Below are 11,731 nucleotides of genomic sequence, written 5' to 3'. Positions count from 1 at the left end.
ATGAGCGAGAAAAGATATATTTTGATAGACGAAAAGATAGAGCCAAAAGGGGCATTTGATAAATTTAAGCACTTCATCGCCGCTACTTTTAAGCTCGATCTTTTGGTGGGGCTAAAGATCACGCTAAAGCAGATGCTCTTTAGCAAGTCGCACACTCTAAAATACCCTATGCAAAAGATGCAGCTAAACGCCAGATATAGGGGAATTCATAGGCTTTTAAAATTTGTTGAAAGCGAAAATGAGCGCTGCATAGGCTGTGGGCTATGTGAGAAAATTTGCGTTAGTAACTGCATCTCGATGAAAACTTCGCTTGGCGAAGATGGCCGCAAAAAGGTCGCAAGCTACACGATAAATTTAAACAGGTGCGTCTATTGCGGATTTTGCGCTGATGTCTGCCCTGAGCTTGCTATCGTCTGCGGGCAAGAGTACGAGGTCGCAAGTGAAAATAAAATCCTCTTTGGCACAAAGGCTGAGTTTTTGACGGATAATAAATTTTTAAAAGATCAAGCTGAGTTTGAGGGCTATGGTGCACTACCTAAAAATGCTGGTAGCCTAGTGAAAAAGACGCCAAATGCGCTTACAAATGAAGATAAGGCAGAAGTGATGGATATAAATTAAAAGGGTCAAGCGATGTATGAGAGCTTTGCATTTTATCTTTTTAGCGCCCTTATATTAGTTAGTTTTTCTTTTAGCGTGCTTTGCAAAAACGCCCTAAATGCAGTCTCTGCGCTAGCTGCTGGCATGGTTTTTATATCAGCTATATTTTTCTTGCTTGGGGCTGAGTTTTTAGGCGTGGTGCAAATCGTCGTCTATACAGGCGCGGTTGTCGTTTTATACGCATTTGCGATGATGTTTTTTGACACCAGCAAGGAGTGCGAGCCAAAAAGTGGCAAAAAAGCAAAGATCATCGTCTATCTTCTAAGCAGCTTCATAGCGCTTCTTTTGATATTTATCTTTTTAGCGCCGATCTATAGCGCTAAGCAAGAGGTGGTAAATTCCACCCTCGCTAGTCTTGGTAACATCGAAGCGGTTGGAATTTTACTCTTTAGCAAGTATCTGCTAGCCTTTGAGATGTGCGCTATCATGCTACTTGTGGCGATGGTGGCTGGCATCATCTTGATACATAAAGACATGAACGCGCAAAGCAGCCTTGAGGAGATGCTATGATAGGCCTTACTCACTACCTCATCCTAGCAAGCCTAGTCTTTGTCATAGGGCTTGTTGGCATAATGAGAAGAAGAAATTTGATAATGCTATTTTTCTCAAGCGAAATTTTACTAAACTCAGCAAACATCGCACTTGCTGCTATCTCAAAATACTACTTTGACCTAACTGGGCAGATCATCGCATTTTTCATAGTAGCCATCGCCGCTAGCGAGGTCGCTGTGGGGCTTGGACTGCTCGTGCTTTGGTATAAAAAGACTGGCAGCATCAGTTTAGATTCGATGACAAATATGAAAGGCTAAGAGATGATTTTATTTTGTATTTCGCTATTTTTCCCGCTTCTTAGCTTCATCATAGCTGGCATCTTTTCGCATAGTAGTAAGAATTTATTTATCGGTCTTTTTTGCTCACTTCTCATGATCGTTAGCGCCACAGCTTCACTCATGCTAACGGCTAGTCTTAGCGTAGATGAGCCACTAAATTTAACCCTAAAGGAGTTTATAAACTTAGGCTCGCTTGATCTTAGCTTTAGCTTCTACCTTGACGCGATCAGCCTTGTGATGCTTAGCACCGTGGGCGTGGTCGCTAGCATCGTGCATATCTACTCCATTGGCTACATGAGAGATGACGCGAGCTTTAACCGCTTTTTTAGCTACCTTGGGCTCTTTGTCTTTTGCATGAACGTCCTTGTAACAAGTGATAACTTCATAGGGCTATTTATCGGCTGGGAGGGCGTTGGGCTTTGCTCGTGGCTGCTCATTGGCTTTTGGTATAGAAGACCTAGCGCAAACGTCGCTGCAAACGAGGCTTTCGTGATGAACAGAGTGGCTGATCTAGCCATGCTTGTTGGTATCTTTTATATATTTTATAGCTTTGGCTCGCTTAAATTTAGCGAGGTTTTTAACGCTAGAAGCGACCTTTCTGGGCTAAATTTAGGCATCATCGCCACACTTCTTTTTATAGGCGCAATGGGCAAAAGCGCGCAGTTTCCATTTCACACATGGCTTGCAAACGCCATGGAGGGACCAACTCCAGTTTCTGCGCTCATCCACGCTGCGACCATGGTAACAGCTGGCGTCTATCTAGTCATACGCGCAAATTTCATCTTTGCAAATGTGCCTGAAGTATCGCACTTTATTGCCTGCCTTGGCGCATTTGTAGCGATATTTGCCGCAAGCATCGCGCTTGTGCATAATGACCTTAAAAAGATAGTCGCCTACTCGACGCTTTCGCAGCTTGGCTATATGTTTGTAGCAGCTGGTCTTGGAGCATACAAGATCGCACTTTTTCACCTTGTCACGCACGCCTTTTTCAAGTCGCTTCTCTTTTTATGCGCTGGAAACGTCATGCACGCGATGAATGATGAGCTAAATATCAAAAAAATGGGCGGACTTTATAAATTTATGAAGCCAACTGCGTTACTTTCTATCATCGCAAGCTGCGCGCTGGCTGGTTTTTATCCATTTGCTGGCTTTTTTTCAAAAGATAAAATTTTAGAGGTCGCCTTTAGTGAAGATCAAATTTTGTGGCTTGTATTGCTCTTTGGTGCGGTTCTTACGGCATTTTATAGCTTTAGGCTTGTCATGCTTGTCTTTTTTGCAAGACCAAAGAGCGAGGAGCACGTACATGAAGCCAAAAACTACATGCTTGTTGGCATGAGCGTGCTTGGAGTGCTCTCGGTCATCAGCGGCTTTTTCTGGAGTAACTTTAGCGACTTTTTGGGTGCTAGCCTTGGGGATTTTAAGCTAAATTTATCTCACAGCAGTGAAATTTTCTTACTCGTTTTAACGCTTACTTTAGTGCTTGCAAGCGCTGGCTTTGCAGTCTTTGCTTATAAAAAAGAAATTTTTAAAGAGAGCATTTGCGAAAGTAAAATTTACAAAATTTTGCAAAATGCCTACTTTATCCCAAAATTTTATGAGAAATTTTTTATAAATGGCTACGCTTTAATCTCTAAAATTTGTAAGAAATTTGATGAGATGATAGTTGATAGAAGTGTTGATTTCGTCGCATTTGTGGTTACTAAATTTGCATATCTTGCAAACAAAATGCAAAGTGGAGATCTAAGCATCATGCTTAGATTTATGGTCGCAGGATTTGCCTTGCTTTTAAGCTTTATATTTTTATTAAACGGAGCCAAATAATGCTAAGTGTCATAATATTTTTCCCAGCAATAAGCGCAATACTTGGCTTTTTGATAGAAAATAAAAGCATCAAATTTTATGGAGCAAGCATCGCTCTTATCGAGCTTTTACTAGCCATTTTTATCTGCGTAAATGTCGATTTTCAGGGTTATGACTTTGTTTTAACGCATCAAGTCTCGCTCATACCTAGCCTAAATATCAGCTATTTTGTGGGCATCGATACCATCTCGCTTGTGCTTATAGTCCTTAGCGCATTTATGAGCTTCATCTCTATCGCAGCACTTAGCGATGATGGAAATTTAAAGCACCTTGTTATTAGTGTGCTATTTTTAGAGAGCACGATGATGGGCGTCTTTAGCGCACTTGATATGATCTTGTTTTACAGCTTTTGGGAGCTTAGCCTCATACCGCTACTTTACATCATCGGCGCATTTGGCAGTAAAAATAGAATTTACGCTGCGATTAAATTTTTCATCTACACATTTTTAGGCTCTGTCTTTATGCTAGTGGCGATCATCTTTATCGGATATCTGTGCTATCAAAAAAGCGGCGTCTTTAGCTTTAACTTGCTTGATTGGTACAAGCTTGGCATCGGAGAAAATGCTCAAATTTGGCTATTTTTAGCATTTTTCTTTGCTTTTGGCGTCAAAACTCCGCTATTTCCATTTCACACGTGGCTACCTTACGCGCACGGACAGGCTCCTACGATCGGCTCAGTGCTGCTTGCTAGCGTGCTTTTAAAGATGGGCACTTACGGCTTTGTGAGATTTTCACTCCCACTTTTTCCAGACGCAAGCCTGCTTTTAAGCGGCTTTGTCTGCGTCATAGCTATCATCATGATCATCTACGCAGCCCTTGTTGCCTACGCACAAAGCGATATGAAGCAAGTGATCGCTTATAGCTCCATTTCACACATGGGCGTCATCATGCTTGGCATCTTTTCACTAAATTTAATAGGCCTTGGTGGCTCGATATTTTTAATGATAAGCCACGGCATCGTTAGTGGCGCGCTATTTTTGTTAGTTGGCGTCATCTACGAGAGGGCTCACACAAAAGAAATTTGCGAATTTGGCGGCCTTACCAAGGTGATGCCAAAGTATGCGCTTATATTTTTTATAGCAACGCTTGCAAGTATCGGCTTGCCACTAACGATCGGCTTTGTGGGCGAGTTTTTAAGCCTACTTGGCGTATTTAAGCTAAACAAGCTCTTTGCGCTACTTGGTGGCTTTAGTATCATTGTGGGCGCTGTTTATATGCTGGTACTTTATAAAAGGATCTTTTTTGGCGAGTGCAAGGAGAAAAATTTAAGTCTAAAAGATCTAAATTTTAAAGAGTTAGTCGCTCTTGTGCCACTTTGTTTGCTCATAATCGCTCTTGGTATCGCACCAAATTTGATACTAAAACCGCTTGAGCCAAGTGTGCAAAATATCATAAGCAAAATGCAAACTAGAGCTGTAAATAGCGGCATAAAGGATAAAATTTCATCTTTAAACGGCGGGAGCAAACTATGAACGAAATAGCCTTTTTAGACCTTAAAGAAATTTCTTTATCTTCAGTTGCTCCGATGCTTAGTATGATAATCTTTGCGCTTTTTATCTTAATCGTTGGCACTATAAAAAAAGATCTTTCAAGAAATTTCTACTGCGTATTTTGTATCATCGCAATATTTGTAAATTTAGGTCTAATACTTGATTTTAACGGTCTTAGCCTTAGCTTTTGGGATATGCTTTTGGTTGATGGCGTTTCGGTCATCTCTCAAGTCATCATCCTAATCGCCTCAGCCCTTTTTATCCCACTCGCACTTAGCACAAAAGAGTATTTTGAGTACAAAATTTATGAGTATTACGCGCTATTTTTATTTATGATCGCTGGATTTTTATTTATGGTGAGCTCAAATAACCTACTCATAATCTTTTTAGGCCTTGAGATCAGTTCGCTTTGCCTCTACACCCTAATCGCCCTTCACAACAAGGCAAAAAGCGTTGAGGCTGCTATAAAATACTTTGCAATGGGCTCGCTCTCGGCTGGCTTTTTTGCGATGGCAATAGCAATGTTTTATCTAGCGACAAACTCAATAGACATCGCTCGTATCGGCATTGTGATAAAAGATCTTAGCCTAAATCAAAATTTGATCATTTTGCTTGGCTGCGTTTTCATAGCCTCTGCCATTGGTTTTAAGCTCTCACTCATACCTTTTCACACATGGATACCAGATGTTTATGAAGGCTCAAATGCCCCACTAGCAGGCTATATGTCTATCGTGCCAAAGGTGGCAGCTTTTATCGTCGCACTTCGCGTCTTTGCCATGCTTGAGGGCTCACAAATTTTGTGGATAAAAGATATGCTCTACATCATCGCCGTGCTTACGATGAGCCTTGCAAATATCATGGCACTAGTACAAAAGGATGTCAAAAGAATGCTCGCCTTTAGCTCCATAGCTCACGCTGGTGTCGTGCTTTGCGCGCTTGTGGCAAATTCTCACGAGGCAAATGTCGCCTTGTTTTTTTACTGGATCATGTTTTTGTTTGCAAATTTGGGCGCATTTTCTATGCTCTGGGTGGCAAGGTGCGACGATGTGGTCTGCTGGGATAAGCGCTTTAAGCACCCATTTGAGAAATTTTCAGGACTTATAAAAATTTTACCAAGTTACGCTGTGATAATGGGAATTTTTATGATCGCCCTTGCTGGCATTCCGCCTTTTAGCGTCTTTTGGGGCAAGATGGTGCTTATTTCATCGCTCATAAAATCTGATTACGTCGTTCTTAGCGTTATAATTATGATAAATTCTGCCATTGCGATTTATTACTATTTAAAGCTAATCGTCTTTATGTTTTTAAAAGAGCCGATCGTAAAAGATAAAAATCTCTACACTGCAAATATCTCGATGGCATTAAAAGTAATTGTTGGCATTGCAGTAGCTGGAACGGCCTTTTCGTTTTTATTTTCTGGAGCGATTTTAGAATTTATTGAGCATTTTGTCTTTGCTTCAGGATTTTAGAAAATTTAACTATAATTGCGGCATGAAAAAGCTCTTAATTATTTTATTTTTTCCGCTTTATCTAACCGCTTTTAATCTTAGCCTAAATAGCGGCGCAAATGGTGATAAACCTTATAGCGTTCTTCAGCTAAGCGATGAGCAAGAATTTGAATGCGTGGAGCAAATTTTAGCTTACGACACCAAACGCTATGTATGCATGCTAGATGATGAAATTTTGCCAAAAATTGAAGATACGACACTGCCATTAATGGATATAAAATATAAAAAGCAAGATGGCAAGCTTTTTATCGTCATAATGCCAAAAGCTCCGTCAAAACTGCTAAATATAAAAACTGAGCTTTATAGCAGTCAAAACGTACAAGATAGCCCAAAAACAACCATTTCAAAACACTTTAGCATAATTATAGATACTTCGCTCAGTGAAAATAGCAAGAGAAAGTCTGGGCTAAATTTTAAACCTGATTTTAAAGATATGCTAAATCCTAGTATCGGAGCGCTTGATCTTAACAAAGCCCCTATTGCTGGGCTTGATAGTAATGACATTGATATATACATAAGCATAAAAAGAGCTTATGAAAAGGGCGCTTATGAAAATGTAGTAAAAGATACTCAAACAGCGATAAAAAGGCATCCAAATAGCCTTTTTTCAAGTGAATTTTTACTATTTCGTCTAAGGGCTCTTGATAAAATTTTTGAGACAAAAAATGAGTTTGAAGAGATCGAGCCAAAAGATATCGTAAGTGAAGGTAGGGCTTGGATTAGAAAATTCCCATCTGATGAAAACTATCCAGAGGTGCTCTACCTAATCGCTAGAGCCTACCTAAAAGATAGCATTGCAAGTGATGCAAAATATATGCTTGATATCTTAAACGAAGAGCACGCAAACTCAAAATTTACGAAACTTGCAGCGCTTGATTATGCTGATTATCTCTATAAAATAGGCAGACAAAAAGAGGCGCTAAAAGACTATGAAAAAGTGCTTTACTCCACAAACGACATCGACCTTGCAAGTAGAGCGGCATTAAGCCTAGCTGATGCAAATATCGATAAAGAAAAATTTGATGAAGCAAAGAAATTTATACTAAAAATCGCAAATGCGAATGAAAAATTTTTTATGAATAACCCAACGAAGTCGATGAATCTTGCAACTACATTTGCAAGTAAAGATATGCCTGATGTGGCTGCTAAAATTTATGAAATCTTGATAAATAATAGCGATAGAACGAAAGATTTTTATGAAGTTGCTTTAAAAAATTTAGCACTCAATCTAGCCAAAACAAAAGATGAGAAAAAAGCATACGAATACTTAAATAGATATGAGACAGAGTTTAAATATGGTGATTATATCGATGAGGTGACTAAAGCAAAAGATGGGTTATTTTTTGAAGAAAAGGATAAAAATGCTACTGCACTTCATGCTAGATATAAAGAGCTAATTGAAAAATATGCCGGGACAAATATTAGCCAAAAGGCTCTAATAAGCGAGCTTGAGCTGGATATTAAAGAGCGTAAATTCTCCGATGCACTATTTTACAAAACCATGGCAAAAGATGGAAATTTAAGTAAGGCAATGGAGCTGATAAATGAGGCTGCGCTAGAGCTTACAAAAGAGTATTTTATAAAAGATGATTGCACGGCTGTTATAAATTTACTTGAAAACTACGATATAAATAAAATCTCATTACCGCAATTTAAGCTCTTTAACTGCTATTACAGAACGGCCCGCTACAACGATGCACTTGAGCTCGCAAAAGCTCATGCAAAAGATGAAAATTTAGAAGATAGAGTTGAGTGGCTGGTAAATTTGAGCAAAATTTTATATAAAAATAAAGACTACGAGCATGCGATCATTGCCGCAAATGATGCGCTTTCACTTGGCTCATCAGTCGAATACTCAGATCCAACACCATCTCTTTTTGACAGGTTTTACTCATTGCTTGCATTAAAACGCTTTACGGAGGCGATCTCAACCATTAGCGCTATTGAGCAGCTAAGAGGCCAAGACTTTAAGATTATCGAAGCATATACAGCTATAAGCGACTATGCGATGAAAAGTAATGACTACGCCATAGCTACAACGTATGCTAAAAAAGCTCTTGAGCTACAAACAAAAGCCAAGATAAATACATTTTCGCCAAAGATAAATTTTAACTACTCAGAAGCTTCACTAAAGACAGATAACCTAAGTGAGGCACTTGATGAGGCGAAATTTATACTAAACATGAAGCTTGAGCCAGAAGATCGCTTACACGCTTTAAATTTGATAAGCGAAATTTATATAAGACAAAAGCAGTTTAAGTTGGCTAGGCCTTATTTAAATGAGTGCTCTGACTCAAATTTTGTAAGCCCGTATAAAGATGCTTGCAAAGCTAAGCTTGATATGATAGGCAAAAACTAAATACAAAGAAATAGCTTGTTTGCTAGTTTTATATTTGAGCTTAAATTTTAGCCTTTATTTTGCTATTTAAGTCAAGCTTTCTTTAATTACGTATTTAATTTTTTATATTGCCATCAAATGCTCTTTATATTATAAAAGAGCTATATTTTATCGTAAGCACTAATGTGTTTTAATGCATGAGCCCTGGTATGATCTTAAAAATTTTAAGCATCTTTCTTTATTAACAAATGTAGGCTGTTTTGCGATTTATAAGCTTAAAAATTAAAAATACTTAATGAATTTTGCCCAGTAGATCAAAGCAAAAAAATAACTTGTAACGCTTGTAATTATATTTATAAAGATTTTTAGCTTAATTGTAAGTTAGCTTCTAAATTTTATCACTTACTACGCACTAATTAAACAACATTATAAAAATTAATTTTTATGTTTTTAGTAGCAATTTGCCAAGCAAATAAGTATACATTCTTAATAAATTTTCTATAAAAATTTCTATGTAACAAATTGAAAAGTAATAAAGATTAGAAAAATGGTGACCCATACGAGACTCGAACTCGTGTTACCAACGTGAGAGGCTGGTGTCCTAACCGCTAGACGAATGGGCCAAAATGGATGGTGCCCCGTGTAGGCCTCGAACCTACGACCCCATCATTAAGAGTGATATGCTCTACCAACTGAGCTAACGAGGCAAGATTAAATAGTAATAATAAATCTTAAAGTGTTATCTTAGAACTTATAATCTTAAAATTTAATTTGACACTCATTAATGGATGCGCTCTATGAGACGCAACCTTAACCTAAGGTTTATATAGATGGCGCAGCGGACGGGGCTCGAACCCGCGACCTCCGCCGTGACAGGGCGGCATTCTAACCAACTGAACTACCGCTGCACCTAAAATGGTGGTCGCTATAAGACTCGAACTTATGACATCCACCTTGTAAGGGTGGCGCTCTACCAACTGAGCTAAGCGACCTAAAAATTTAAAAATATCTGGCGACCCTTAGAGGATTTGAACCTCTGTTTCTACACAGAGAAAGTAGAGTCCTGAGCCACTAGACGAAAGGGTCATAAACCCAAAAATGGTGTCCTGCGTTGGATTCGAACCAACGGCCCCCTCATTAAAAGTGAGATGCTCTACCGACTGAGCTAGCAAGACATTTGCTTAAAAAAGAATTGAGATTATACAAAAAACATTATTACATGTCAAGAAAAGGATGTTTAAAATTTGTTTTTGGCTAATATTAATTGTACGGTTAAGCTGATTTGACATCGGTAAATTTTTAAAATAAAAAATACATAATAAAGGCCATTTGTAAGATATGCGGACACCAAATGGATGAATATTGGATTTACTAAGATATGTTTTTATTGTAAAGTTCTTCTATATTAAGCATCTTACTTTTTAGCCTCATGTGAACAGCTATTGCTATACGATAGATGATGTGTGATTCATAATAGTAAGAATTGTGGTAAATCGACGACATTGATTGCACATATGGCTAAATAAGTTATTTTTGAACTAAAGAGTTGTTTAAAGACAGTATATATTTGAGATGTCTACTTGAATAAATTCTATTTACCTCGTGCAAGTTAAATCAAAATTATAGATAGTGCTTGAAAAATATTTTAAACTGCAGTCAATAAACAAAAATCTATAAGAACATAAATCTAGGATATTTAAGATTAGGATTAAACCCCATTAATAGGGGTTTAATAAGTTAAATAATTATAGTCCATCAAAAGGATTTGAAACTACATCTTTGCGATCTACTATGTAAGGTATAATAGCTGCATGACGAGCTCTTTTGATCGCTTTTTCTACCATTTCTTGATGTCTTTTTGATGTGCCAGTTAAACGTCTTGGCATGATTTTAAATCTCTCTGATAAACAATACTTTAAAAGAGAAGTATCTTTATAGTCTATAAAATCAATTTTTGCTTCTGTAAATTTGCAATATTTACGTGAATATTTTCTTTTTTCTGCCATTTTCTATCCTTTAAATTAAAACGGTATTTCGTTGTCGCCATCAAAATTATCGGCGTCAATGTTTATATCAGGGATTTTCTCCTCATAGTACTCTTCTTGTGCTTTTTTATTTTGTGGTTGCATTTGCTGTCTTTGTGGTGCTGAATTTTGATATCCACCATTGCTATAGTTGTTGTTTGAGCCATAGTTTCGTTGTTGTGAGTACGAACTATTTTGATTAAATCCACCTTGGTTTTGTCCACCAGCTCCGCTATTTCCACCAAGCATCTCCATATTTTCAACTACAATAGAGTGTTTTGAGCGGTTTTGTCCATTGTTGTCGGTCCACTGATCAAATTTCAATCTTCCTTCAACTAGAAGTTTGGAGCCTTTGCTTAAATATTGATTTGCTATCTCAGCTGATTTGCCAAAGAACGATATGTCAATAAAGCATGTCTCTTCACGTTTTTCGCCGTTAGTATTAAATTTTCTAGTAACAGCAATACCGGAATTTCCTATAGCAGATCCACTAGTAGTGTATCTTAGCTCGATATCTCTTGTTAAATTCCCAACTAGTACTACTTTATTGAACATTTTTTATCCTTGATTATTCTTCTGTAAAAGTTTGCTCGTCTACTTTTTCAACTCTTGGCTCACGCGGTACTCTTGGCTCGCGAGGCTCTTTTTTTATGGTTTGTTTGATACCTTTGCAAAGTCTTTCCCAAGCTGCGATTTCGCGTTTATTTTCATATTTAACGCTTAAAAATCTTATGATATCTTCAGTGATTCTTACGTTTCTTGTAAGCTCTGCAAGAAGCGCTGGTGGGGCTTTGTAATAGATAACAAAATATGTTCCACGCTCATATTTTTTGATGGTGTAAGCTAGCTTTCTAGTACCCATCTCAACAACAGTAGCGATCTCGCCGCCGTTTTTTGTTATAACTTCTTTTACGAAGTCAACTTTAGCTTTAACTTCTTCTTCCGTTAATGTCGGCTTAAGAATAAATAAAAGCTCGTAATGTTTCATTTCTTCTCCTTATGGATATTTAGCTCACTTTGTGAG

The 11,731-nt window shown here is 37.9% G+C and carries 10 protein-coding genes and 6 tRNA genes; 7 read left to right on the top strand and 9 right to left on the bottom strand.

From position 1 onward, the window contains the following. Genes nuoI through F3G66_RS00765 form a run of 7 tightly spaced genes read left to right on the top strand, consistent with a single transcriptional unit; the run spans position 1 to position 8,704 of the window. Positions 1–618 (top strand): NADH-quinone oxidoreductase subunit NuoI, encoded by a 618-nt coding sequence (nuoI, locus tag F3G66_RS00795; RefSeq protein WP_149706829.1) that lies wholly within the window; start codon positions 1–3, stop codon positions 616–618. A 12-nt stretch (positions 619–630) separates the two neighbouring features. Beyond that, on the top strand, positions 631–1,167 hold the full coding sequence (locus tag F3G66_RS00790; RefSeq protein WP_107796827.1) for an NADH-quinone oxidoreductase subunit J: 537 nt from the start codon (positions 631–633) through the stop codon (positions 1,165–1,167). Continuing rightward, positions 1,164–1,466 (top strand): NADH-quinone oxidoreductase subunit NuoK, encoded by a 303-nt coding sequence (gene nuoK / locus F3G66_RS00785; protein WP_004317991.1) that lies wholly within the window; start codon positions 1,164–1,166, stop codon positions 1,464–1,466. Before F3G66_RS00790 ends, nuoK begins: the two co-directional genes overlap by 4 nt. Before the next feature lie 3 nt (positions 1,467–1,469). Beyond that, positions 1,470–3,308: an NADH-quinone oxidoreductase subunit L gene (nuoL, locus tag F3G66_RS00780; RefSeq protein WP_149706828.1), complete on the top strand. Its 1,839-nt coding sequence runs from the start codon at positions 1,470–1,472 to the stop codon at positions 3,306–3,308. Then, positions 3,308–4,819, top strand: a complete 1,512-nt coding sequence (locus F3G66_RS00775) for an NADH-quinone oxidoreductase subunit M (RefSeq protein ID WP_149706827.1) — start codon at positions 3,308–3,310, stop codon at positions 4,817–4,819. The genes nuoL and F3G66_RS00775 overlap by 1 nt, the downstream gene beginning before the upstream one ends. After that, on the top strand, positions 4,816–6,306 hold the full coding sequence (gene nuoN, locus F3G66_RS00770) for an NADH-quinone oxidoreductase subunit NuoN (protein WP_149706826.1): 1,491 nt from the start codon (positions 4,816–4,818) through the stop codon (positions 6,304–6,306). The genes F3G66_RS00775 and nuoN overlap by 4 nt, the downstream gene beginning before the upstream one ends. A gap of 22 nt (positions 6,307–6,328) precedes the next feature. Beyond that, positions 6,329–8,704 (top strand): tetratricopeptide repeat protein, encoded by a 2,376-nt coding sequence (locus F3G66_RS00765; protein WP_149706825.1) that lies wholly within the window; start codon positions 6,329–6,331, stop codon positions 8,702–8,704. Between the two features lie 527 nt (positions 8,705–9,231). Here F3G66_RS00765 and F3G66_RS00760 read toward each other — a convergent pair. From F3G66_RS00760 to rpsF, 9 genes are all read right to left on the bottom strand, one after another. After that, a tRNA-Glu gene (locus F3G66_RS00760) sits at positions 9,232–9,306 on the bottom strand. Between the two features lie 8 nt (positions 9,307–9,314). Next, a tRNA-Lys gene (locus F3G66_RS00755) sits at positions 9,315–9,390 on the bottom strand. Between the two features lie 124 nt (positions 9,391–9,514). Beyond that, positions 9,515–9,591 (bottom strand) — tRNA-Asp (locus F3G66_RS00750). 8 nt (positions 9,592–9,599) lie between these two features. Further along, positions 9,600–9,675: transfer RNA gene (locus F3G66_RS00745), tRNA-Val, on the bottom strand. Positions 9,676–9,693: 18 nt separating this feature from the next. Then, positions 9,694–9,769 (bottom strand) — tRNA-Glu (locus tag F3G66_RS00740). 13 nt (positions 9,770–9,782) lie between these two features. After that, a tRNA-Lys gene (locus F3G66_RS00735) sits at positions 9,783–9,858 on the bottom strand. A 570-nt stretch (positions 9,859–10,428) separates the two neighbouring features. Continuing rightward, complete coding sequence (rpsR, locus tag F3G66_RS00730) at positions 10,429–10,689, bottom strand: 30S ribosomal protein S18 (RefSeq protein ID WP_021091467.1); 261 nt, start codon at positions 10,687–10,689, stop codon at positions 10,429–10,431. Between the two features lie 15 nt (positions 10,690–10,704). Further along, on the bottom strand, positions 10,705–11,262 hold the full coding sequence (locus F3G66_RS00725; protein ID WP_149706824.1) for a single-stranded DNA-binding protein: 558 nt from the start codon (positions 11,260–11,262) through the stop codon (positions 10,705–10,707). Positions 11,263–11,275: 13 nt separating this feature from the next. Beyond that, positions 11,276–11,695, bottom strand: a complete 420-nt coding sequence (rpsF, locus tag F3G66_RS00720) for a 30S ribosomal protein S6 (RefSeq protein ID WP_087580576.1) — start codon at positions 11,693–11,695, stop codon at positions 11,276–11,278. Positions 11,696–11,731 lie beyond the last annotated feature (36 nt).

The sequence above is a fragment of the Campylobacter concisus genome (assembly GCF_902460665.1).
Classification (GTDB): Bacteria; Campylobacterota; Campylobacteria; order Campylobacterales; family Campylobacteraceae; genus Campylobacter_A; species Campylobacter_A concisus_AL.
This window is presented reverse-complemented; position numbering and strand designations above follow the sequence as displayed.

Excerpts from the sequence above, each read along its gene's own strand:
- nuoN (WP_149706826.1), top strand. The coding sequence starts at position 4,816 with ATGAACGAAATAGCCTTTTTAGACCTTAAAGAAATTTCTTTATCTTCA.
- F3G66_RS00775 (WP_149706827.1), top strand. The coding sequence starts at position 3,308 with ATGCTAAGTGTCATAATATTTTTCCCAGCAATAAGCGCAATACTTGGC.
- rpsR (WP_021091467.1), bottom strand. The coding sequence starts at position 10,689 with ATGGCAGAAAAAAGAAAATATTCACGTAAATATTGCAAATTTACAGAA.
- F3G66_RS00765 (WP_149706825.1), top strand. The coding sequence starts at position 6,329 with ATGAAAAAGCTCTTAATTATTTTATTTTTTCCGCTTTATCTAACCGCT.
- nuoL (WP_149706828.1), top strand. The coding sequence starts at position 1,470 with ATGATTTTATTTTGTATTTCGCTATTTTTCCCGCTTCTTAGCTTCATC.
- rpsF (WP_087580576.1), bottom strand. The coding sequence starts at position 11,695 with ATGAAACATTACGAGCTTTTATTTATTCTTAAGCCGACATTAACGGAA.
- nuoK (WP_004317991.1), top strand. The coding sequence starts at position 1,164 with ATGATAGGCCTTACTCACTACCTCATCCTAGCAAGCCTAGTCTTTGTC.
- nuoI (WP_149706829.1), top strand. The coding sequence starts at position 1 with ATGAGCGAGAAAAGATATATTTTGATAGACGAAAAGATAGAGCCAAAA.
- F3G66_RS00790 (WP_107796827.1), top strand. The coding sequence starts at position 631 with ATGTATGAGAGCTTTGCATTTTATCTTTTTAGCGCCCTTATATTAGTT.
- F3G66_RS00725 (WP_149706824.1), bottom strand. The coding sequence starts at position 11,262 with ATGTTCAATAAAGTAGTACTAGTTGGGAATTTAACAAGAGATATCGAG.